This is a genomic window from Solirubrobacter ginsenosidimutans (assembly GCF_027587205.1).
The window spans coordinates 77,017-96,377 of the sequence record NZ_JAPDOD010000032.1 but is presented as its reverse complement, the minus strand read 5'-3'; the positions used below and the strand labels follow the sequence as shown (position 1 = coordinate 96,377).

General features: G+C 72.0%; 24 protein-coding genes. 16 read left to right on the top strand and 8 right to left on the bottom strand.

Annotated features, from left to right (window positions below):
- Nucleotides 1-3: 3 nt before the first annotated feature.
- Nucleotides 4-873 (top strand): MBL fold metallo-hydrolase, encoded by an 870-nt coding sequence (locus OM076_RS28795; protein WP_270043573.1) that lies wholly within the window; start codon nt 4-6, stop codon nt 871-873.
- On the opposite strand, the gene OM076_RS28790 is transcribed toward OM076_RS28795, so the two are convergent.
- On the bottom strand, nt 812-1,723 hold the full coding sequence (locus OM076_RS28790; RefSeq protein ID WP_270043572.1) for an epimerase: 912 nt from the start codon (nt 1,721-1,723) through the stop codon (nt 812-814). The genes OM076_RS28795 and OM076_RS28790 overlap by 62 nt on opposite strands.
- 40 nt (nt 1,724-1,763) lie before the next feature.
- Here OM076_RS28790 and OM076_RS28785 point away from each other — a divergent pair, with 40 nt between their 5' ends.
- A complete protein-coding gene (locus OM076_RS28785) occupies nt 1,764-2,501 on the top strand; it encodes a DUF899 domain-containing protein (RefSeq protein ID WP_270043571.1) in 738 nt (245 codons plus the stop codon).
- On the opposite strand, the gene OM076_RS28780 is transcribed toward OM076_RS28785, so the two are convergent.
- Nucleotides 2,494-3,279: an acyl-CoA thioesterase gene (locus tag OM076_RS28780; protein ID WP_270043570.1), complete on the bottom strand. Its 786-nt coding sequence runs from the start codon at nt 3,277-3,279 to the stop codon at nt 2,494-2,496. The two genes, OM076_RS28785 and OM076_RS28780, sit on opposite strands and share 8 nt — an antisense overlap.
- A gap of 31 nt (nt 3,280-3,310) precedes the next feature.
- Here OM076_RS28780 and OM076_RS28775 point away from each other — a divergent pair, with 31 nt between their 5' ends.
- Together OM076_RS28775 and OM076_RS28770 are read left to right on the top strand one after the other, a co-directional pair.
- Nucleotides 3,311-3,652 carry a YbjQ family protein gene (locus tag OM076_RS28775; RefSeq protein WP_270043569.1) on the top strand — a complete coding sequence of 114 codons (342 nt, stop codon included), beginning with the start codon at nt 3,311-3,313 and terminating at the stop codon, nt 3,650-3,652.
- Entirely contained in the window at nt 3,639-3,965 is a 327-nt protein-coding gene (locus OM076_RS28770) for a DUF1707 domain-containing protein (protein ID WP_270043568.1), read from the top strand. Before OM076_RS28775 ends, OM076_RS28770 begins: the two co-directional genes overlap by 14 nt.
- Here the strand turns inward: OM076_RS28770 and OM076_RS28765 are convergent.
- Entirely contained in the window at nt 3,962-4,450 is a 489-nt protein-coding gene (locus OM076_RS28765) for a GNAT family N-acetyltransferase (RefSeq protein WP_270043567.1), read from the bottom strand. The genes OM076_RS28770 and OM076_RS28765 overlap by 4 nt on opposite strands.
- Before the next feature lie 10 nt (nt 4,451-4,460).
- Between OM076_RS28765 and OM076_RS28760 the strand changes: the two genes are divergently transcribed.
- The 3 genes from OM076_RS28760 (at nt 4,461) to OM076_RS28750 (ending at nt 6,667) form a co-directional block, all read left to right on the top strand.
- Entirely contained in the window at nt 4,461-4,766 is a 306-nt protein-coding gene (locus OM076_RS28760) for a hypothetical protein (RefSeq protein WP_270043566.1), read from the top strand.
- Nucleotides 4,767-5,517: 751 nt separating this feature from the next.
- The gene (locus OM076_RS28755; RefSeq protein ID WP_270043565.1) at nt 5,518-6,081 is read left to right on the top strand and encodes a cupin domain-containing protein; all 564 of its coding nucleotides are present in this window, start codon (nt 5,518-5,520) and stop codon (nt 6,079-6,081) included.
- On the top strand, nt 6,050-6,667 hold the full coding sequence (locus OM076_RS28750; RefSeq protein WP_270043564.1) for a 3-keto-disaccharide hydrolase: 618 nt from the start codon (nt 6,050-6,052) through the stop codon (nt 6,665-6,667). The genes OM076_RS28755 and OM076_RS28750 overlap by 32 nt, the downstream gene beginning before the upstream one ends.
- Here the strand turns inward: OM076_RS28750 and OM076_RS28745 are convergent.
- Nucleotides 6,622-7,542: a helix-turn-helix domain-containing protein gene (locus OM076_RS28745; RefSeq protein WP_270043563.1), complete on the bottom strand. Its 921-nt coding sequence runs from the start codon at nt 7,540-7,542 to the stop codon at nt 6,622-6,624. The genes OM076_RS28750 and OM076_RS28745 overlap by 46 nt on opposite strands.
- A gap of 69 nt (nt 7,543-7,611) precedes the next feature.
- Between OM076_RS28745 and OM076_RS28740 the strand changes: the two genes are divergently transcribed.
- From OM076_RS28740 to OM076_RS28725, 4 genes are all read left to right on the top strand, one after another.
- On the top strand, nt 7,612-8,079 hold the full coding sequence (locus tag OM076_RS28740) for a pyridoxamine 5'-phosphate oxidase family protein (RefSeq protein ID WP_270043562.1): 468 nt from the start codon (nt 7,612-7,614) through the stop codon (nt 8,077-8,079).
- 36 nt (nt 8,080-8,115) lie between these two features.
- Complete coding sequence (locus OM076_RS28735) at nt 8,116-8,886, top strand: LLM class F420-dependent oxidoreductase (protein WP_270043561.1); 771 nt, start codon at nt 8,116-8,118, stop codon at nt 8,884-8,886.
- A gap of 138 nt (nt 8,887-9,024) precedes the next feature.
- The gene (locus OM076_RS28730) at nt 9,025-9,570 is read left to right on the top strand and encodes a hypothetical protein (RefSeq protein WP_270043560.1); all 546 of its coding nucleotides are present in this window, start codon (nt 9,025-9,027) and stop codon (nt 9,568-9,570) included.
- Nucleotides 9,571-10,041 (top strand): hypothetical protein, encoded by a 471-nt coding sequence (locus OM076_RS28725; RefSeq protein ID WP_270043559.1) that lies wholly within the window; start codon nt 9,571-9,573, stop codon nt 10,039-10,041. It abuts the gene before it with no gap.
- A gap of 63 nt (nt 10,042-10,104) precedes the next feature.
- Here the strand turns inward: OM076_RS28725 and OM076_RS28720 are convergent, their stop codons facing one another.
- The gene (locus OM076_RS28720; RefSeq protein WP_270043558.1) at nt 10,105-11,565 is read right to left on the bottom strand and encodes a hypothetical protein; all 1,461 of its coding nucleotides are present in this window, start codon (nt 11,563-11,565) and stop codon (nt 10,105-10,107) included.
- Between the two features lie 146 nt (nt 11,566-11,711).
- Between OM076_RS28720 and OM076_RS28715 the strand changes: the two genes are divergently transcribed.
- Nucleotides 11,712-12,752, top strand: coding sequence for a hypothetical protein (locus OM076_RS28715; RefSeq protein WP_270043557.1), 1,041 nt, complete (start codon nt 11,712-11,714; stop codon nt 12,750-12,752).
- On the opposite strand, the gene OM076_RS28710 is transcribed toward OM076_RS28715, so the two are convergent.
- Complete coding sequence (locus tag OM076_RS28710; RefSeq protein WP_270043556.1) at nt 12,749-13,477, bottom strand: SDR family oxidoreductase; 729 nt, start codon at nt 13,475-13,477, stop codon at nt 12,749-12,751. The genes OM076_RS28715 and OM076_RS28710 overlap by 4 nt on opposite strands.
- 74 nt (nt 13,478-13,551) lie before the next feature.
- Here OM076_RS28710 and OM076_RS28705 point away from each other — a divergent pair, with 74 nt between their 5' ends.
- Nucleotides 13,552-14,415, top strand: a complete 864-nt coding sequence (locus OM076_RS28705; RefSeq protein WP_270043555.1) for a LysR family transcriptional regulator — start codon at nt 13,552-13,554, stop codon at nt 14,413-14,415.
- Here OM076_RS28705 and OM076_RS28700 read toward each other — a convergent pair.
- A complete protein-coding gene (locus tag OM076_RS28700) occupies nt 14,412-14,888 on the bottom strand; it encodes a MarR family winged helix-turn-helix transcriptional regulator (protein ID WP_270043554.1) in 477 nt (158 codons plus the stop codon). The two genes, OM076_RS28705 and OM076_RS28700, sit on opposite strands and share 4 nt — an antisense overlap.
- Nucleotides 14,876-15,247 carry a cupin domain-containing protein gene (locus OM076_RS28695; protein ID WP_270043553.1) on the bottom strand — a complete coding sequence of 124 codons (372 nt, stop codon included), beginning with the start codon at nt 15,245-15,247 and terminating at the stop codon, nt 14,876-14,878. Before OM076_RS28695 ends, OM076_RS28700 begins: the two co-directional genes overlap by 13 nt.
- 100 nt (nt 15,248-15,347) lie before the next feature.
- Here OM076_RS28695 and OM076_RS28690 point away from each other — a divergent pair, with 100 nt between their 5' ends.
- From OM076_RS28690 to OM076_RS28680, 3 genes are read left to right on the top strand one after another with little or no spacing between them, the layout of a single operon-like run.
- Entirely contained in the window at nt 15,348-16,361 is a 1,014-nt protein-coding gene (locus tag OM076_RS28690; RefSeq protein ID WP_270043552.1) for an AAA family ATPase, read from the top strand.
- The gene (locus OM076_RS28685) at nt 16,358-17,323 is read left to right on the top strand and encodes a DUF58 domain-containing protein (protein WP_270043551.1); all 966 of its coding nucleotides are present in this window, start codon (nt 16,358-16,360) and stop codon (nt 17,321-17,323) included. The genes OM076_RS28690 and OM076_RS28685 overlap by 4 nt, the downstream gene beginning before the upstream one ends.
- The gene (locus OM076_RS28680) at nt 17,320-19,359 is read left to right on the top strand and encodes a transglutaminase TgpA family protein (RefSeq protein ID WP_270043550.1); all 2,040 of its coding nucleotides are present in this window, start codon (nt 17,320-17,322) and stop codon (nt 19,357-19,359) included. Before OM076_RS28685 ends, OM076_RS28680 begins: the two co-directional genes overlap by 4 nt.
- The last annotated feature ends 2 nt before the right edge of the window (nt 19,360-19,361 follow it).

Genomic DNA, 19,361 nt, shown 5'->3' with positions numbered 1-19,361 from the left:
CCGGTGCCGGATGACCTGACAGCGCTGCGTGAGCTCGAACGCGTGCCCCTCGGGCTTCCCGCCGGGCTCGAGCTCCAGTGGCTCGGCGTGGCGGGTTACCGGCTCAGTTTCGAAGGCACGACGGTCCTCGTCGACCCTTACGTCTCACGGGCGCCCTTGCGCTCGCTGCTCCTGCGCCGCCCGGCGCTGCCGGACCTCGCTGCGCTCGACCGGTACGTCGCACGCGCGGACGCGATCCTCGTCGGCCACACCCATTGGGACCACGCGGTCGACGCCCCCGCGCTGGCCCGCCGGGACGGCGCGACGGTCTACGGCAGCGAGTCGCTCGCCCACCTGATGCGGCTGCACGGGCTCGACAGCGTCGTGGCGGAGCCGTACCGGGCGTACGAGATCGGCCCGTTCGTGGTGCGCTTCGTCCCCAGCCGGCACTCGAAGCTGCTCTTCGGCCGGAAGGTCCCGTTCGACGGCGCGTTGAGCTGCGAGGACCTGCACGGACTGCATCCCGGCGCCTACAAGTGCGGCGACGTCTTCGGGATCCGGATCGAGGTCGCCGGGACGAGCTTCTACCACCAGGGCAGCGCGGACCTGCGCGACGACGAGCGCATCGACCCGGTCGACGTGTTCCTCGCGGGCATCACCGGGCGCCAGGTGACGCCGCACTACTGGCGCCGGATCCTCCCGCGCCTTGACCCGCGGGTGGTCGTCCCGACGCACTACGACAACTTCTTCGCGCCGCTGGAGCGTCCGCTGTCCTTGATCCGTCGCGTCGCGCTGACTGAGTTGCCGGCCGAGATCCGCGCGGTCTCGTCGGCTACGACGCTCGCCGCCGTGCCACGAGATCCCGGGCGGCCTCGGGCCACGTCGGGTGGGTGAAGGTGAAGCCCGCTTCGACGAGGCGGCCGGGGACCACGCGGCGCGACTTGAGCACCAGCTCGGTCTCGGTGCGCATCAGGAAGGCGCCGGCCTCGAGCATCCACTTCGTCGCCGGCAAGCCGAACGGCATGCCCTCGGCTTTGCGCAACGCGGCCATGAAGTCGCGGTACGGCAGGGGCTCGGGCGCGGCGAGGTTGACCGGGCCGTCGATGTCCTCACGGGCGATCAGCAGCTTGATCGCGTTCGCGAAGTCGACGTCGTGAATCCAGGAGACGAACTGGCGCCCGCTGCCGGCGCGACCGCCGAGGCCGCGGCGGACGAGCGTGCGCAGCGTGTCGAAGACGCCGCCGCGGTCCGGGCTCATCACCATCGCCGAGCGCAGCAGGACCGTCCGCGTGGCGGCGCCGGCGGCGGCCTCCTCCCAGCGGCGGGCGACGTCGATGCTGAAGCGCCAGGTGTCCGGCAAGTTCGGCTCGTTCCCGCCAAGCGTGCCGTCCTCCGCGTTGGCGGGACCGTAGGTGTCGGCGTAGATCGTCGCGGTGCTGGACTGCAGCCAGACCCGCGGCGGGACGTCGGCCTGGGCGATCGCCTCGCGCAGCACGTGGGTGGATTCGAGGCGCGAGTCCATGATCGCCCGCCGATTGTCCGCGGTGTAGCGGCAGTCGACGGTCCGCCCGGCGAGGTTGATCAGCGCGTCGGCGCCGTCGAGCGTGTTCGTCCACGCGCCGAGCGTCCGGCCGTCCCAGCGCACGTCGCCGGAGCGCGAGAGGACGGTGACGTCGTCGGCGGCGAACGCGCGCTTGAGGACCGCGCCGATCTGGCCTGATCCACCCGCGAGGACGATTCTCATCCGACCGATGATTTCAGGGAAGCGGGTAGGTCTAACTGGTATGAGCCTTCCAAAGGTGGTTTCGCGTGGCGAGTGGCTGACTGCTCGTAAAGAGCTCCTGGAGCAGGAGAAGGAGCTGACCCGCCGTCGCGATGCGCTGAGCGCCGAGCGCCGGCGGCTCCCGATGGTCGAGATCGAGAAGGAGTACGTCTTCACCGGCCCCGACGGTGAGAAGACGCTGCTCGAGCTCTTCGACGGGCGGCTGCAGCTGATCCTCACGCACTTCATGTTCGACCCGAGCTGGGAGAACGGCTGCCCGAGCTGCACCGCCGGCACCGACGAGATGTCCGACGGCCTGATGGAGCACGTCGCGATCCGCGACACGTCGATGGTGTGGGTGTCGCGCGCGCCGATCGAGAAGCTCGAGGCCTACAAGGCGAAGCGGGGCTGGACGATCCCGTGGTACAGCTCGTTCGGGTCGGACTTCAACTACGACTTCCACGTCACCAACGACGAGTCGCGGGCGCCGCTGGAATACAACTTCCGCAGCAAGGCCGAGCACGAGGCGGCCGGCACGGGCTACTACGTCGAAGGGACCGAGAACCCGGGCACGAGCGTCTTCCTGCGCATCGACGACAAGGTCTTCCACACGTACTCGTCGTTCGCGCGCGGCGCGGAGTGGAGCGGCGGCTCGTACGCCTTCCTCGACCTCACGCCGCTTGGGCGCCAGGAGGATTGGGAGGAGCCCAAGGGCCGCTCTGAGAGCGTGCGGGCTGCGGTGCCAGACTTCGCTAGCTGATCGGCGGGAGCAGCAGACCGAGCTGACGGGATTGGGCGACGAGCGTTCCGTCCGTCGCCCACAGCTCACTGTCCTCCTCGAAGAAGCCGCCTCTCGCGAGCTTGGTCGTGAAGCGCGCGAGCAGCGGGCCTTCGACGGGGAGCGGTGCTCGGAAGTGCACGGTCAGGTCGATCGTCGGTGCCGGGTGGAGTTGGGTCAGACGCGCCCAGATCGCCGGGTACCAGCCGTCGGCGAGCACGCAGAGCGCGGGGCCGTCGAGCGGCCGCGGCTCGCGCAGGTCGATCCAGCCGCCGACCATCTCGTTGTCCGAGCCGGTGAGCGGGGCGTCGCCGAAGCGGGGCTGCATCGCGAGCTGGTTCGCGAAGGCCGGGGCGCCCGGGAGCGGCGGCGAGAGCTCCGCGGGTGGGGCGACGCCGTCCGGCATCGGCGCGTCTCCGACGTCTGGCGCATCCCAGGCGGGTGAGAAGGCGCCGACGCCGAGCGCGACCGGCTTGCCGTCCTGCTCGAGCCGGGCGGTGACGGTGGACAGCGCCCGTCCCGCTCGCTCGATGAGCGGCCGCGCGATCACCGGGCCGAGCTTCGGCGGGCGCAGGAAGTGCACGGTGAGCGACCGCGGCTGCCGCTGCGGATCGCCGATCGCGAGCTCCATCGCGTGCAGGACCATCGCCATCACGTAGCCGCCGTGCGGGCCGCGCGGCGTCGTCCACCCGTCGGCGATCCGCCCCTCGTACGCCCCCTCACCGGCGGGGGCGAGCGCGATGTCCTCGTCGAAGGCCATTCGGGCGCACTATGCCGATACGCTCGGCCGGATGACGGACTTCGAGCTGCCGATCACCACCGCCCAGGAACTGCCGGGCGCCGTGATCCGCGAGAACCTGGGCATCACCTTCGGGCTGGTCGTGCGCAGCATGGGCTTCGCGAAGAACTTCAGCGCCGGCTTCAAGTCGCTGCGCCAGGGCGAGGTCAGCGAGTACACCGAACTGCTCGAGGACACCCGCCGCCACGCGATCGACCGCATGGTCGCCAACGCCAAGCTCCTCGGCGCCAACGGCATCGTCGCGATGCGCTTCGACTCCTCCGAGATGGGCAACCAGCTGACTGAGGTCATCGCCTACGGCACGGCCGTCGTGATCGACAGTGCCGCCTCCTGAGCAGGAGCGCGCGGCCGCGGCGCTCGGCCGCCACTTCGCCATGGACCGGCTCGACGCCGACGAACTCGACCGTCGCCTCGATCTGGCCTTCGCCGGCTCGGTCTCGGACGCGTTGGACGGCCTCCCACCGCTCGCCGCGCCCGAGCCGGTGAAGCGCCGCTGGGGTCGCCGCCACGGCGAGTCGGACGCGGCCAACCCGTCCTGGATGCCCACCAAGGAACGGTTCATCGACCCGAGCACCCAGCGGGTGATGCGCGTGTGGGTCGACCCGGCGGACCAGTCCCGCCACTACGTCCCGGAACCGCGCGCCTAGAGCGTGCGCCACATGACGTGCAGCCCGACATAGCCGTGGGTCGGGTGCTGGAACGCTTCCGGGAGCGTCGTCATCACCTCGAAGCCGAGTGACCGCCACAGCGCGACCGCGCGCGCGTTGGTCTCGACGACCGCGTTGAACTGCATCGCCCGATAGCCGGCCTCACGGGCCCACGCGAGCACGTACTCACCGAGCGCCCGGCCGACCCCGCGGCCGGAATGGACCGGATCGACCATGAAGCTCGCGCTGGCGATGTGCGACGCGGGCCCGCGATGGTTGCGGTTCATCTTCGCGGTGCCCAGGAACGTCCCGTCGTCATCGACCGCGACCACGGTCCGGTCGGGCGGCTTGAGCATCCACATGTCCCGCGCGTCGGCCTCGCCGATGTCACGCGGCAGCGTGAACGTCTCACCCGCGGCCGCGACCGCCCGCACCAGCGGCCAGATCGTCGGCCAGTCGTCCTTCGTCGCCTCCCGGATCTGCATGCTTTCAAGGATGATCGGACGCCTATGGAGCGGGCGCACACAGCCCGCGAACGCCGATGGCTACGAAGCGTTTCTGCGCGACGACCTGCTGCCGCAGGTCGCTGCGCTCGAAGGCTCGCGCGGGGCCTACGTCATGCGCCGCGACACGCCGGACGGTGTCGAGTTCGTGACGCTGACGCTCTTCGAATCGCTCGCGGCCGTGCAGCGTTTCGCGGGCGAGGACGCCGAGGTCGCGGTCATCGAACCGCGGGCGGAGGAGTTGCTGGACTCCTACGACCCGCGCGCGCGGCATTTCGAGGTCGTCGTCGAGCCCTGAAGACGCGAAAACCGCCTCGGCGGGCGGTCTAGTCCTCGTTATCGGCAGAGGCGGAGCGGACCTTTAGCCCGATTCGCGATCGTGGCGCGTTGGCGCTCGTGTGGGACGAACGTCAACTGCTCCGGTGAGGGGGGAGGGAGTGGCAGTGCCGCCCGTCGCGGGCTGCCGTGGACTCGCTCGGCGCGCGGCTCTGTGGGCCCGAAATGCCGTGCTGGGAGACCGACAGTTACGGGCGTGGGCTGGACACCCCGATCCGCGCCGGGCCTTCCGGTGATCGGTTTCGGCGAGCAACGAGGTCATGCGCGAGGGGGGTGATGTACATCTGAGTCCTGTGAGGACTCAGATGTACATCACCCCCACGAATGCGCCAACTCGACCAGTGCGAACCTGATCGAAAACCGCGCACGGACCCTCAAACGCGCACGGTCAATCACGGCGACCGGAACAGCACGAGTGCGGGACACACTGGCCAGCCCACGCCCGTAACTGTCGGTCTCCCGGCACGAGAATTCGAGCCAACAGAGCCGCGCCGCGAGCCGGACGACGGCAGGCAGCAACGGAGCGTGCGCCACGTCCCCCTCCCCCACCCGGCGCAGTTGACGTTCGTCGTCCGCGCGGGTGACGCCCAGTCGTCCTGAAGGAGCACGGAAAGATCAGCCCGCGTGCCGACCAAGGATCGTCGTCGCGGCCGACGACACGCAAGGCCGGAAACCGGAGGATTTGCTCACCCCCCAAACGGAGCAAAGACACCATGGCCTTCAGCGGACAGATCATCCACAACCCCATCAGCGGTGAGCGCATCCACTTCCTGCGCACGGCGCAGGACACCGACGGTGCGCTGCTCGAGTTCGAGCTCCAGCTCACGCCCGACGGCAAGGTGCCCGGGGCGCACGTGCACCCGGAGCAGGAGGAGCGGTTCCACGTGCTCGAGGGGACGATGGCGTTCAAGCTCGGGTTCAAGAAGATCGTCGCCGGGCCGGGCGAGACCGTGGTCGTGCCCGCCGGTGCACGGCACAAGTTCGCCAACGGCGGCGAGTGCACGGCGCGGGTGCGCGTCGAGGTCGAGCCGGCGCTGGAGATGGAGCAGCTGCTCGAGACCACGGCCGAGCTCGCGCACGAGGGCAACACGCTGCGCTCGGGCATGCCGAAGCCGCTGCACCTCGCGCTGTTCGTCCAGCGCTTCAAGCGCGAGGTCCGCGCGCCGTTCCCGCCCGCCTGGATGGTGAGCGTCACGATGGCCCCGCTGCGCATGCTCGCGCGCCTGCGCGGGCACCACGCACGGTATGCCCCGGAGCTCGCTTTCGCGGCGGCGTAATGGTGCGACGCTGCTCGCCGCGGCGCTGGCGGTGCTGCTCGCGCCGCCGGCGCACGCGCAGACCCTGTTCGACGGGACGTCGCTGAAGGGGTGGCGGCACGCGGGTGGCGCGCCGCTGGAACTGCATGACCACACGATCCGCAGCGGCCCGGGCGACGACGGCCGGCTCGGGCTCTTGTACTTCGCCGCCAAGCGCTTCCGCGACTTCAAGCTCACGCTCGAGTTCCGCGCCCAACAGGGCGCCAACAGCGGCGTGCACCTGCGCTTCCCCAAGCCCGGCGGCTGCTCGTGGATCGACTGCGGTTACGAGGTGCAGATCAACGACTCGGCGCAAGACCCGCGCAAGACCGGCTCGATCTACGGGTTCGCCGACCTCGACGCCGCCCACGCCCACGTCAAGCCGCCCAACACGTGGTCACGGCTGACGATCAAGGCCCGAGGCCAGACCTACACCGTCTACCGCGACGGGAAGCGCATCAACCGCTTCACCGGCTCGCGGCGAAGCGCCGGCTACATCGGCCTGCAGGCGCACGGCGGCCCTCAGGACATCGTCGCGTTCCGAGCGATCCGCGTCCGAGCACTCTGAGCCTCCCACACGATCGGGTCGCCGCATGAGGGGACGGTCGCGCCCAACTCGACCAGCACCGACGCCAGCGCCTCGCGCCGCACCGCCCCGTAGGTCAAGACATGTGACAGCACGCCGCCATAGGTGAAGGACTGCGGCGGCTCGCACAGCGCGTCCACGAACGCGTCGTCGAAGGCGCCGCGGTCGCGGATCCGCTTCGCCAGACGCTCAAACGCCAGCGCCGCCCGCTCGAACCGCGGCTCCCAATCACCACCGGCAACCGGGACCGGCGAGCCCGCCATCGCCGCCACCCACACCTCGAGCGTGAAGACGAGCCGCTCGCACATCAGCGCCGCGCTCGGCTCGACGCCCTCGAACCACACGAGCACCACCCCCGGCCGCACCTCGCGCGCGAGCGCCTCGTCGGACAGCGTCGCGGCCGCCGCCAGCAGCTCGCGGACGCGATCGAGATGATGCGAGACGAGCCGATCGGTGAGGTCGGCCGGCGCGCCCGCGCGCACGCCCGGGATGAGGAGCCCCGCCGGCGGGTGGAAATGGATGCCGTTCGGCGCCTCCAGCTCGACCTCCCCCGCGAACGCGCTCGGCGGTGTCCCGTACGCCCGCGCGAAGGCGCGCGAGAACGCGGCGGTCGACCCGTACCCGGCCGCCTCCGCCGCACCCGCCGGCGACGCGGCGCCCGTCCGCAACTGCCACGCCGCCCGCTCCAACAGCAACCGCCGCCGCATCGCCACCGGCGACTCGCCCGTCGCGGCCGCCAGCAGCCGATCCAGGTGGTCGCGCGAGAAGTGCACGCGCGCCGCCAACGACGTCCCGTTGACCGGCTCGTCGAGCGAGCCGAGCACGACGTCGATCAGTTCCCGCAGGCGATCCTCCATCGCTGACATGTTGATCGTTTTCGACGTGTCGGTGGACACCGAGCGCGCCGCCCGCCACCGTGGACGCCCATGGCTACCTGGTCCGAATTCGCCGCCGCCGCCCCCGCGCTCGCCGAGCGCGTGCAGGAGCGGTTCGACGCCCACAAGCACAAGACGATCGCCACCCTGCGCAAGGACGGCGGCCCGCGCATCAGCGGCACCGAGTGCCAGTTCAAGGACGGCGAGCTGTGGATCGGCTCGATGTGGAAGGCGGTCAAGGCGCTCGACCTCCAGCGCGACCCGCGCTACGCGCTCCACAGCGCCACCGACGACCCGGACAACTGGCACGGCGAGGCGAAGATCGCCGGGACGGCCGAGGAGATCGTCGACGAGGAGGAGGTCAAGCGCCGCAACGGCGAGGCGGGCGAAAACGGTCCGAGCCACGCGTTCCGGCTCGACATCAACGAGGTCTCGCTCGTCGGTCTAAACGAAGCGAAGACCAAACTGGTGATCGAAGCCTGGACCCCCCACCGAGGTGTATGGACCATCGAGCGGTAACCGGAGGGTCACTCCGCATCGTCTAACGTGCGGCGAATGGCTTCGATTCGCGTAGGAGTACAGGTACAGCCCCAGCACGCCGACTACGACGGCATGCGCCGCGCGTGGCAGGACGCGGAGGCGCTGGGGGTCGACTCGATCTTCTGCTGGGACCATTTCTATCCCCTCTACGGCGAGGCGGACGGCAAGCACTTCGAGGCGATCTCGACGCTCGGAGCGATGGCGAGCGTGACCGAGCGCGCGCAGATCGGCGCGCTGGTGATCTGCAACAGCTACCGCAACCCGGAGCTGCTCGCCGACGCCCACCGCACGATCGACCACATCTCCGGCGGCCGGGCGATTCTCGGCATCGGCGCCGGCTGGTTCCAGCGCGACTACGACGAGTACGGCTACGAGTTCGGCACCGCGCCGGACCGCCTCAAGGACCTCAAGGCCGGGCTCCCGCGGATCAAGGACCGCATCGGCAAGCTCAACCCGCCGCCGATCGGCAAGCTCCCGATCCTGATCGGCGGCTCCGGCCCCAAGGTCACGCTCAAGCTCGTCGCCCAGTACGGCGACATGTGGCACGGGTTCGGCGACGCCGAGACGTACAAGGGCAAGAACGAGATCCTGCTCCAGCACTGCCAGGACGTCGGCCGCGACGAGACCGAGATCGAGCGCACCTGGGGCATCCAGGCCGACAACCTCGGCCACGCCGACGCGCTCGTTGAGGCCGGCATCACCCACCTGATCGTCGGCATCGGCGGCGACGGTTCCGGCTACGACCTGAGCGCCCTGCGCGAGCTCGTCGCCTGGCGCGATCAGTAGCCGTTGTTGGCGCCTGTTAGCGGCGTCAACACGCGGTGACGTGATTCACATACACGCCGCTTCGCTCGGGTAGGCCGTTCTCAACCCCATCGCTCCGGCGGTCCGCCGCCGGAGCTCCAGAGCGAACGGAGGAGAGACGTGATCTGGCTATTGGTCATCGTCGTCGTCGTGCTGCTCGCCGTCGTCGGCGTGCTCGCGTACCGCCAGCAGCGCTCGGCGAAGCTGCGTGAAGGCTTCGGCCCCGAGTACGACCGCGTTGTAGAAGAGCGCGGCGACCAGCGTGAAGCGGAGAACGAACTGCTGCAGCGCCGTGAGCGCCGGCGCCGGTTCGAGATCCGCCCGCTGGGCGCGACCGCCCGCGACCGCTACGCCGAGCGCTGGCGCGCGACCCAGTCGCAGTTCGTCGACCAGCCGGCGTCATCGCTCAACGACGCCGACGCGCTGCTCACCGAAGTGATGCGCGAGCGCGGCTACCCGGTCGAGGACTTCGAGACCCAGGCGGCCGACGTGTCCGTCGACCACCCCGAGGTCGTCGAGCACTACCGCAAGGCGCACGCGATCCAGAGCAAGCGCAGCGCCAGCACCGAGGACCTGCGCGAGGCGATGCTGCATTACCGCGCGCTGTTCGCCGAGCTCCTCGAACCCCCCACCCGCGAAGAGCAGACCCCCCAGGAGGTCAGGTAGATGGAAACCCCCACCAGCACCCGCGAACTCATCGGCGACGACACCAAGGCTGCCGACACCGCCGAGCCGCGCCGGTTCGAGCGCGAGCCGGGCGAGCCCACGAGCGCGATGACCGACGAGCGCCGCGACGCCGCGCGCGAGACCACCGAGCGCTCCGGCACCGCCGGTTTCGCCGCCGAGGCGAGCACCAAGGCCGACGATTCGCCCGAGCTGCTCCCGCGCGACCAGAACGAGGGCTTCCAGCGCCGCTGGGAGCAGATCCAGACCGGGTTCGTCGACGAGCCGCGCCAGACCGTCGAGCAGGCGGACGAGCTCGTGGCCGAGGTCATGAAGCGTCTCGCCGAGGGCTTCGCCACTGAGCGCGAGCGCCTCGAGGGCCAGTGGGGCCGCGGCGAGGACGTCTCCACCGAGGACCTGCGGATCGCGCTCCAGCGCTACCGCGGCTTCTTCCAGCGCCTGCTGTCGGCCTAAGACGCATCCGGGCCCTTCCTCGCGTGAGCTGGGGAAGGGACCGAACGTCTGTAGGCAGGTCGGTTAGCGCTTGATCCGCACGGCGTTGGCGGCGACGGTACGCGTCCCGCCCGCGCCGGTCGCGCTCACCGAGCACCCGATCCGCTGCCCGCGGTCGGAGCCGCGGACGGTGTAGCGGCTCGCGACGGAGCGCTTGATCGTCTTGCCGTTGCGCGACCACGCGTATGCGAGCTTCGAGGCGCCCTCCCAAGTGCCCGCGGCGCAGCGCAGCCGGTGGCCGGCCTTGCGCGTGCCCGTCAGCGCCGGCCGCTTCAGAACCGCCGGCGCGGCGCTGCGGACCGTGGAGATCCTCGCCACGTCGTCCCCAGGAGCGGGCGTGGACGTCTCGGTCGGCGTGGGCGTCTCAGTCGGCGTCGGCGTCGGCGTCGGCTCATCCTCGACCGGGTCCGGCGCCGCGAGCGTGACCGGCAGCGACACAACGCTTCCGCCGCCGCTGCGCACCTTCACCGTCTTGCCGGGGACGAGACCGAGCTGGGCCGCCGAGCCCGTCCAGGTCCTGCGACCTCCATCGGCTGCCGTCGAGGACAGCACGGCGGCCTCGAGGAAGTCGCCGCCGCTCCAGTACGCGAGGATCGCCGCGCCGCCGGCGAACCGGACGTAGCGGTCGGCGCCGTCGTTGGCGGGATCGCCGGTGTTCGCGTCGCCGTCGGTGTCGAGATAGAAGTCCGACTCGTCAGAGGTGACGCTGAGCCGGCACGCGCGGTCCAGCTGCGCGTCCAGGTTCGCGTCCGACGCCGTCGCCACTTCCGCGGCCGGGCAGGCGGGCGCGGCCGGCAGCTTCACCGGGGACGCCGGGATTCGGGGCGTCGAGGTCGAGAACCACCAGCCCGCGACCGAGTGGAACAGCGTGACGCCGCAATACATCGAGTGGCCGACGTCGGCGGGCGTGACCGTGTACGTGTCGCCCGTCCCGACGACGGGGCTGTCCGAGATCCCGTCGCGGTGCCATTCCTTCAGGAGCGGCGTCGCCAAGGCGCTGCTCCATTGGCCGCCGTCGCAGGTGAGCTGCTGGCCGACCTTGAACGTCCCCGTGACGGATGCGGGGACGACCTCCCGCAGCGGCTCGATGCTCCAGTACGCGTGCGCCGGGGTCTGCTCGACGTTGCCGTCGAGGTCGCGCGCGCGGATGAAGAGGTGCTCGGCGCCGAGGCCGATGTCCAGTGTCGGCCGCGTCACCGGGGAGGTGCACGGGTACCAGGGTTCGTCCCAACCTCGGCATTCGAACGTCGCGGGCTTGTCAGCCTGGAAGGCGATCACGGCATCGTCCGGCCAGTACACGTACCGGGCAGGGAGATCCGGGAACGGGTGGCCGGCACCGGCCGTGTAGCCGACGCCCGGATACTGGGTGATCGTCGTGTGAGGTGGCGTGGTGTCAGCCGCATTCGCGACGGCCGGGGCGAGAGCAAGGACCGCGGAGACCGCGAGAGCCGCCTTATACGAGGCGAGTGCGACGCGCTGAAGCATTGCCCACCACCCTAGCCCCGGCGACGCAATCCAGACCCTGAACACTTGTCGAAGTCTCAGGTCCTTCACACGGTCCAACAGGCATCCGGAGAGGGCGGTCGTGCGCACGCAGTTCCATGACCGCCCGGCCCCTCCCTCTCGCGGCAGTGTTCCTCGCCGCACTCACCGTCGGCGCTTCACGGGCCGACGCGGCAACCTTCCTCGGCTCGCAGGACACGTCCGCGACCCCCGACGCCTTCGCCTGCGCGGACTGCGCGCCCGGCCTCGACGTCGGCTTCCGCCAGTTCGCGCTGCGCCTCGCGACCGTCGATGCGCCGGAGGACGGCGTGATCACCACCGCGAGCGTCAACGCGCGCCGGATCGCCGGCACGGAGGCGCCGCGGATCGCGGTCCTGCGCCCCGCGGCCGACGGCGTGAGCCTGACGGTCGCCGCGTCTGCCCCGCTCCCGCTCGCCGGCGACGTGTCGCACGCCGACGACCTGCACCTCCCGATGGAGCGCGGCGACGCGCTCGGCTTCCTCTACCGGACCGGCGAAGTCGCGCTCGGCGTCCGCAATCGCCCGCGCCCCGACGGCGCCCTGCAGTCCTTCACGTTGCCGTGCGCGCCGTGCGGGATGGACGGCGGCACCGGCACCGAGCTGCTCTTCGACGCCGTGCTCGAGCCCGACGTCGATCAGGACAGCCTCGGCGACGAGACGCAGGACCCAGATGGCGGCGGGCTCGGCCCGAACTGGACCGACGACTGGTTCCGCGACTGGGACGCGGGCGACGGCCTCGACGACGACGCGACCGCGGACTTCGGCGACTCGCGCAATGGCGGCTCCGACAACAACAGTTCGGGCAGCGGCGGCGGCAAGAAGCGCAAGGTCCCGAAGGACCTCCGACTGCTGGAGTCAGATCGCCGGGGCATGAAGACCTCGCTGCTGATCAGCGCGCCGAAGGCCGGCATGGTGAGCGCAAGCGTCACGCTCCCCGGAAACGCCAAGACCGGCGCCGGCCCGTTCACGACGATCCTCACGGGCTCCAAGCGCGTCAAGCACGCCGGGCTGGTTCGCCTGCGGCTCGCGTCCACCCCGGCCGGCGCGCACGTGCTCGCCCGCCGCAAGCACGTCCGGACCAAGGTCGTCGTCGCGTACTTCCCGCGCAAGTCGACCCTCTCGCTGCTGATGCGCTCCGCCCGCTTCTAGATCACGCCGCCGTTGGCGCGCAGCACCTGGCCGTTGACCCAGCGGCCGTCGGGTCCGGCGAGGAAGGAGACGACGTTGGCGATGTCCTCCGGCTGGCCGAGCCGCTGGAGCGGCGGCTGCTGCGCGAGGCGGTCGATCGTCTCCTGGTCCTTGCCGTCGAGGAAGAGGCTCGTGGCAGTCGGGCCGGGAGCGACGGCGTTGACGGTGATGTCTCGCCCGCGGACCTCGCGGGCGAGCACCAGCGTCATCGCCTCGACCGCGCCCTTGGTGGCGGCGTAGACGGAGTACGTCGGGAAGGCGAGGCCGACGACGCTGCTGGAGAAGTTGATCAGCGCGCCGCCGTCGCGGAGGTGCCTGAGCGCGTTCTGGGAGATGACGAAGGTGCCGCGGAGGTTCACGCGCACCTGCTCGTCGAGCGTGGCGAGGTCGAAGTCGGCGAGCGGGGCGAGGTCCATCCGCCCGGCGGCGTTGATCACCACGTCGACGCCGCCGAAGCGCTCGATCGCGGCCTCGAACAGCGCCTTGACCGCCGTCTCGTCGGCGATGTCGGCCTGGACGGCGATCGCGTTGTCCGCGCCCGCCTCCTCGACCGCCGCGGCGGCTTCCCGCTGGTTGCCCGCGTAGTTGACGACGACCTTGAAGCCGTCGGCGGCGAGCCGTTTTACGATCGCGCGGCCGATCCCGCGGGAACCACCGGTGACGATTGCGACACGTTGCGAAGTCATGAGCATCAGCATGCGCCGCGGGAGCCGTTCAGACAAACTCGCATCCGTGGTCGAGACACATGCGGGCCGCGTGAATGCCTGAGCTGCGCCATCTGCGGGCGTTCGTGGCGGTCGCCGAGCAGCTCAGCTTCACCCGCGCGGCGGAGCTGCTGCATCTCACGCAACAGACCGTGTCGCGCACCGTGGGCGAGCTGGAGCGCGAGCTCGGGGTGACGCTGCTGGAACGCACGACGCGCGAGGTGCGGCTGACGGCCGCGGGCGCCTCGCTGCTGCGCGACGGCGTGGAGGTGGTACGAGCCGCGGACGCGGCCTTCACCCGCGCGCGGGAGATCGGGACCGGCGCGCTCGGCCGCGTGCGGATCGGCGTCTCGCCCGCGATCGGGCCGCTCGACCGCGACGACGTCGTCCGCGCGCTGCGCCCACCCGGGTCCGACATCTCGCTGGCGCTGCACGAGGTCCGCCCGGCCGACCTGCGGCCGCTGCTGCGCGCGCACGAGCTCGATCTCGCGCTGACGCGGGTGAGCGGGGAGCGCGACGAGACGCTGCACAGCGCGCGGCTGCGGCCGACGCCGATGGTGCTCGCGGTCCCGGCGCACCACCCGCTCGCCGCCCGCGCGTCCTTGACGCTGCGTGACCTCGACGGGTGCCGGCTGCTCGTCGCCAGCGCGCGCGGCACGTCCTACACGGACCTACTGGTCGATGCCGTCGAGGCCGCGGGCGCGTCCGTCGAGGTCGTCGAAGCGCGGGTGACGGGCGGCGCGGCGTTCCTCACGCCGCTCGCGGAGGAGGACGCCGTCGCGCTGATGCCCGCGGGCACGCCGCCCCGTGACGGCGTCGCGATCGTCGCCGTGGAGGCGTTCACCGTGCCGCTGGTGCTGCTCTGGCCGGCGGGTCTTCCCTCCGCCGCCGTGGGGCGCTTGCGGGCGGCGCTCTCCTAGTCCGTCGTCGCGCGAGAGCGGTTGTGCGCCAGCTCCTGGCCGCCGCCGTGGCGCTCGACGAAGTCGGCGAGCAGCGCGCGCAGGTGGGAGACCTGCTCGTCACCGAAGCGCTCGCGCAGCTCGGCCTCCATCGCTTCGCTCTCTTGGCGGGCGCGGGCACGGACCCGCTCGCCGGTCGGGCTCAGGTGCAGCAGCGTCCGGCGGCGGTCAGCCGGATCGCCGACCCGCTCGAGGTAGCCGAGCGAGACCATGTCGTCCGTGAGCCGGCTGGCGGCCTGCTTGGTCACGCCGAGCAACTCCGCCAGGCGCGAGACGGTCGGCTGCTCCGCCGCCACGGCACGGATGACGAACCCGAACGACGGCCGCATCGTCTCGCCCCCCGCCGTCGCGACCGCTGCCCCGAGGCGGTCGGCCACGCAGCGGTTGGCGGCGACGATCAGGATCGCGAAATCCGGCTCGCTCACACGGTCCACGGCGGCGCGAACGTCTCGCCGTCCAGCGTGGCGCGGCCGCCGGAGCGCATGCACGCGACGGCGCGGAACGGCTCGTCCTCGCCGACGCGGAACGAGAACATCGCGCCGGGCGCGATGACCAGGCAGTCGCCCGGGCCGAGTGGGTGCTCGGTGCCGTCGACCTCCGCGACCGCGGTGCCGCTCTGCCCGAAGAACAGCTCCTCGCTGTCCATGTAGTGGGGCGCGCTCGTGGTTCCGGCGGCGAGCTCGACCGACCACAGGCTGATCTGGGAGGCACCGCGCGAGGGCGCGGCGTAGGCGGTGAAACTGGCGCCGGGGATGTCGAAGACCGGCGCGTCGTCATGTGTGATGAGGGTCACTTGGCGGACTATAGGTCAACTATCATTGACCGTCAACACATAATGACCATCAAATGACCCATGGTTGATTCGGGGCCCATCTGGTCACACTGAAGGGTGCATGAGCACGGAATCCCCGGCTGACCGGCGCCGCGACCGAGACCTGGACCGTCCGCCGGCCCCCGCGCTCTCGCTCGCCCGCGACCGTCCGCTCGAGAAAGTCGACGTCGCCGATTTCGGCGAGCGGCTGCGCGCCGCGATCCGCCAGCCGATGCAGATCTCCGACGACACGCTGGAGGTGGTGCTGAGCACGCTGCTGGCGGGCGGGCATCTGCTGCTCGAGGACCGGCCCGGCGTGGGCAAGACCCAGCTCGCCCGCACGCTCGCGGGCAGCGTCGACGGCCGCTTCGCCCGCGTGCAGGCCACCGTCGACCTGCTGCCGACCGACATCCTCGGCGCCACGATCTGGCACGCCGGCACCGAGACGTTCGAGTTCCACCCCGGCCCGGTCTTCGCCAACGTCGTGCTCGTCGACGAGCTCAATCGCGCCACGCCGAAGACGCAGTCCGGCCTGCTGGAGGCCATGCAGGAGCTGCAGGTCACGCTCGACGGCCGCACCCACGCGCTGGAGCGGCCGTTCATGGTCATCGCGACGCAGAACCCGAGCGTCGGCTACGACGGGACCTATCGGCTGCCGCCCGCGCAGCTCGACCGCTTCCTCGCGCGCGTCTCGCTCGGGTACCCGACCAACGCGCAGGAGATCGCGTTGCTGCGCGAGCCGCCGAGCGGCGGGATCGAACGGGCCGGCTCGCTGCGCGAGCTGCTGGCCGCGCAGGCGCTGGTCGAGGAGGTGCGGGCGAGCGAGGCGCTGCTGGCCTATGTCGTCGCCCTGCTCGAGGCCACGCGCGCGCACCCGCTGAGCGAGACCGGCGCCAGCCCGCGCGCGGGCCTCCAGCTGCTGGGCGCCGCCCGGGCGCGCGCCGCGCTGCAGGGCCGTGACTTCGTGCTGCCCGACGACGTCCAGGCGCTTGCGGCGTCCGTGCTCGCCCATCGCATCGAGCCCGTCCCCGCCGCGCCGGCTGAGGCGCAGCTCGAGATCGTGGCGGACGCCCTGCGAGACGTGCCGGCGCGGTGATCCGGCGCGGCGCGCTCGCCCTCGGCCCGGCGCTGCTCGTCGTTGCGGCGGCGGCGCTCGGATCGATGAGCCTGTTCGCGCTCGCCCTGGGTCTGACGGCGCTGTATTTCGGTTGCGTGGGCGCGTTGTGGCTCGCGGCGCGGCGCCTCGTCGTCACCCGCACGATCGATCGCACCGAGCTGCAGGAAGGCGCGCCGATCACGCTGCACTTCACGGTCGCCGGGCTGCGTGGGCTGCCGGTGCGGGTCGAGGTGCTGGGCGCCGCCGGCGACTGGCAGGACCTCGCGGACGCCGGCGGACGGGTGACCTACGTGATCGACCGGCCGGGCGCGCACGTGGTCGAGCCCTCGCCGCTGCGTCTGCGTGACGACCTCGGCCTCTTCTCGCGCCGGGCGCGCGGCGGCGTGGCGGAGTCGCTGCTGGTCCTGCCCGCCCCGGCGCCGCCGGAGCGGCTGCGCCGCGGCGGAGCCGAGGTCTCCGGCGACCCCGAGCCCGACGGGCTGCGTCCGTACACACCCGGAACGCCGATGAGCCGCGTGCACTGGGCGAGCGCGGCGCGCGGCGGCGACCTCCAGGAGCGCCACTTCACGACCGGGCGCGACCAGCTCCCGCTCGTGGTCGTCGACACCGCGGACGCCGACGACGAGTCGCTCGCGTGGGTGGCGCGGTCGGCCGCGGGCCTGGTGCTCGCGTTCTCGCGCGCGGGTGGGTGCCGTGTCCTGCTGCCCGGAGACCGGGTGCCGAGCGTGGTCGCCGATCCGAGCGCCTGGCCCGCGATGCACCGCCGCCTCGCCGCGCTGGAGCCGGGCGACGCGGCGGGGGCCGCCGCGCAGTCGCGCGGCGTGATCCGCGTGACCGCGGCGAACGCCCCCGAGAGCGACGACGAGCCGGGAGCGCTGCCGCCGGGCGTGGTCGCACTGTCGGAATGGACCGGCCGGCACGCGGAGCGCGTGGCCGCATGAGGGCGCCGGGCGGACGGCCGCTGCGCGAGCACGACGAGATCGCCCCTCGTCCGGTGGTCACTCGGCCCGCGCGCGAGTCCGCCGTGATCGCCCCGCGTCGCGTCGGCGGCTTGTGGAACCGCGCGGCCGCGGTCGGCGTGCTCGCCGCGGCGGGCATCGCCGGGTGGTGGCCCGTCTTCGGCAGCGGCCTGCTGTGGGCGGTGCCGATCGCCGTCGTCGCGTGCCTCGCCGTCGGGCGCGCCCTTTCGGTCCGCACGGCCGCCGCGCTGCTCGCCGTCTGGATGCCCGCCTCGCTCCTGCTCGCGGGGCTGCCCGTGAGCGTCTTGCGCCCGCGCGCACTCGGCGGAACCGGATCCTCGTTGCGCGACGGGTTGAGCGCGATCGCGGATGCCTCCGGGGCGCGGATCGTCGGCGACCCGTGGGCGCTGGCGGTCGCGTTGCTCGCGCTCGGCTTCACGTGGGTCGTCGCCGCGCTGCTCACGACGCGCGGCCCGGGCCCGACCCTCACCGCGGTGCTGATCCTCGTCTACCCGATCCTCGCCGCGATCCTGCTCCAGAGCACGCCGGCGAACGCCGCGTGGCACGGCGTCATCCTCCTCGCCGCGGCGATGCTGTGGAGCACGCGCGGCCGGCTGGCGATCGCGCTTCCCGCCGCGGCGCTGGTCTCCCTCGTGGCCGTGGGCGGCGCCCAGGCCTTCGGGCCGCACGAGCGCTGGATCAACTTCACCGGATCCCCGCTCCAGCCCGCGTTCAGCCGCCTGGACCCCACGCAGAGCTACGGCCCGCTCACCAGCCGCCGCACCGGCGCGACGATGCTCGAGATCACCTCGCCCGAGCCCGCGCTGTGGCGGATGCAGGCGCTCGAGGACTTCGACGGCAACGGATTCGGCTTCGCCCGCGAGCGCGACGAGCTGCCGCAACCCGCCGCGGTCCCGGTCACGACCAAGGTCCGCATCGTCGGGCTCGAGAACCGGACGATCGCCGCGCCCGGCCGCATCACCGCGGTCGAGAGCGACGACGGCGAGCCCTCCCGCGGCGAGTCCTGGCGGCTGACGAAGACGCCCCGAGCCGGCGACACCTACACCGTCACGAGCGAGGTCGTGCACGCCACCGCCGAGCAGCTGGCGAAGGTCCCGATGCCCAGCGGCGACGAATACGACCCGTACACGCGTCTATGGCCGCGGCGCCTGCAGCGTGGCGCGCCGTACGGCGCCGACCCGCTCGCGACTCCGCTCCCGCGCTGGCTCGACGGCACGCCGTGGGGTGAGGCCATCCAACTCGCGCGGCGCCTCTCGGCTGGGACGACTGGCGAGCTCGAGGTGGTCCGCCGCGTCGAGGACTACCTCAACAGCGGCCGCTTCCGCTACACGACCGACGTCGCCGATCCGGGTCCGGACCCTCTGCTGGACTTCCTGTTCAAGACCCGTGCCGGCTACTGCCAGCACTTCGCCGGCGCCGCCACGTTGCTGTTGCGCCTGGCCGGGGTTCCGACCCGCGTCGTGAGCGGCTTCGCCACCGGCAAGCGCACCGGCGAGACGACCTACGCCGTTCGCGACAAGGACGCGCACGCGTGGATCGAGGTCTACTTCCCCGGCTACGGCTGGGTCCCCTTCAACCCGACGCCGGCGAGCGCGGACGCCGATGTCGCACCCGAGACCGACGTGCTGGCCTCGGGCGGCGGCAACGGTGGCGCCGGTCAGGGCAGCGCGCTGTTCGGCGTCTTCGGCCTCGGCGCGCTTGCGGCGGCGGTGTTCTTCGTTCGCCGCCGCCGCCGCGGCGCCGGGATCGCGCTCGGCGAGGTGCTCGTGCGGCTCACGCCGGAGGCGGGACCGTCGACCACGCTGACCGCCCTACGCCCGCGGCTGGCCGCGATCGGGCCCTCGGTCGCGGCGCTGGCGGAGGAGGCCGAGCGGGCGCGGTTCGCCGCCGACGGCACGCCGGAGCCGCGGCATCCGCGCCTGCGCGTGTGGCGGGCGCTCGTACGTGATCTCGGCACCCTGCGCGCCACACGCGCGGTGCTTCGCTCCGTCGCGTGACT

What these genes read in the sequence shown, in the direction of transcription:
- OM076_RS28740 (WP_270043562.1), top strand. Translation starts at nt 7,612, where the DNA reads ATGGCTACCTGGTCCGAATTCGCCGCCGCCGCCCCCGCGCTCGCCGAG.
- OM076_RS28745 (WP_270043563.1), bottom strand. Translation starts at nt 7,542, where the DNA reads ATGGAGGATCGCCTGCGGGAACTGATCGACGTCGTGCTCGGCTCGCTC.
- OM076_RS28765 (WP_270043567.1), bottom strand. Translation starts at nt 4,450, where the DNA reads ATGCAGATCCGGGAGGCGACGAAGGACGACTGGCCGACGATCTGGCCG.
- OM076_RS28755 (WP_270043565.1), top strand. Translation starts at nt 5,518, where the DNA reads ATGGCCTTCAGCGGACAGATCATCCACAACCCCATCAGCGGTGAGCGC.
- OM076_RS28710 (WP_270043556.1), bottom strand. Translation starts at nt 13,477, where the DNA reads ATGACTTCGCAACGTGTCGCAATCGTCACCGGTGGTTCCCGCGGGATC.
- OM076_RS28705 (WP_270043555.1), top strand. Translation starts at nt 13,552, where the DNA reads ATGCCTGAGCTGCGCCATCTGCGGGCGTTCGTGGCGGTCGCCGAGCAG.
- OM076_RS28775 (WP_270043569.1), top strand. Translation starts at nt 3,311, where the DNA reads ATGACGGACTTCGAGCTGCCGATCACCACCGCCCAGGAACTGCCGGGC.
- OM076_RS28680 (WP_270043550.1), top strand. Translation starts at nt 17,320, where the DNA reads ATGAGGGCGCCGGGCGGACGGCCGCTGCGCGAGCACGACGAGATCGCC.
- OM076_RS28790 (WP_270043572.1), bottom strand. Translation starts at nt 1,723, where the DNA reads ATGAGAATCGTCCTCGCGGGTGGATCAGGCCAGATCGGCGCGGTCCTC.
- OM076_RS28725 (WP_270043559.1), top strand. Translation starts at nt 9,571, where the DNA reads ATGGAAACCCCCACCAGCACCCGCGAACTCATCGGCGACGACACCAAG.
- OM076_RS28720 (WP_270043558.1), bottom strand. Translation starts at nt 11,565, where the DNA reads ATGCTTCAGCGCGTCGCACTCGCCTCGTATAAGGCGGCTCTCGCGGTC.
- OM076_RS28780 (WP_270043570.1), bottom strand. Translation starts at nt 3,279, where the DNA reads ATGGCCTTCGACGAGGACATCGCGCTCGCCCCCGCCGGTGAGGGGGCG.
- OM076_RS28690 (WP_270043552.1), top strand. Translation starts at nt 15,348, where the DNA reads ATGAGCACGGAATCCCCGGCTGACCGGCGCCGCGACCGAGACCTGGAC.
- OM076_RS28760 (WP_270043566.1), top strand. Translation starts at nt 4,461, where the DNA reads ATGATCGGACGCCTATGGAGCGGGCGCACACAGCCCGCGAACGCCGAT.
- OM076_RS28750 (WP_270043564.1), top strand. Translation starts at nt 6,050, where the DNA reads ATGCCCCGGAGCTCGCTTTCGCGGCGGCGTAATGGTGCGACGCTGCTC.
- OM076_RS28785 (WP_270043571.1), top strand. Translation starts at nt 1,764, where the DNA reads ATGAGCCTTCCAAAGGTGGTTTCGCGTGGCGAGTGGCTGACTGCTCGT.
- OM076_RS28735 (WP_270043561.1), top strand. Translation starts at nt 8,116, where the DNA reads ATGGCTTCGATTCGCGTAGGAGTACAGGTACAGCCCCAGCACGCCGAC.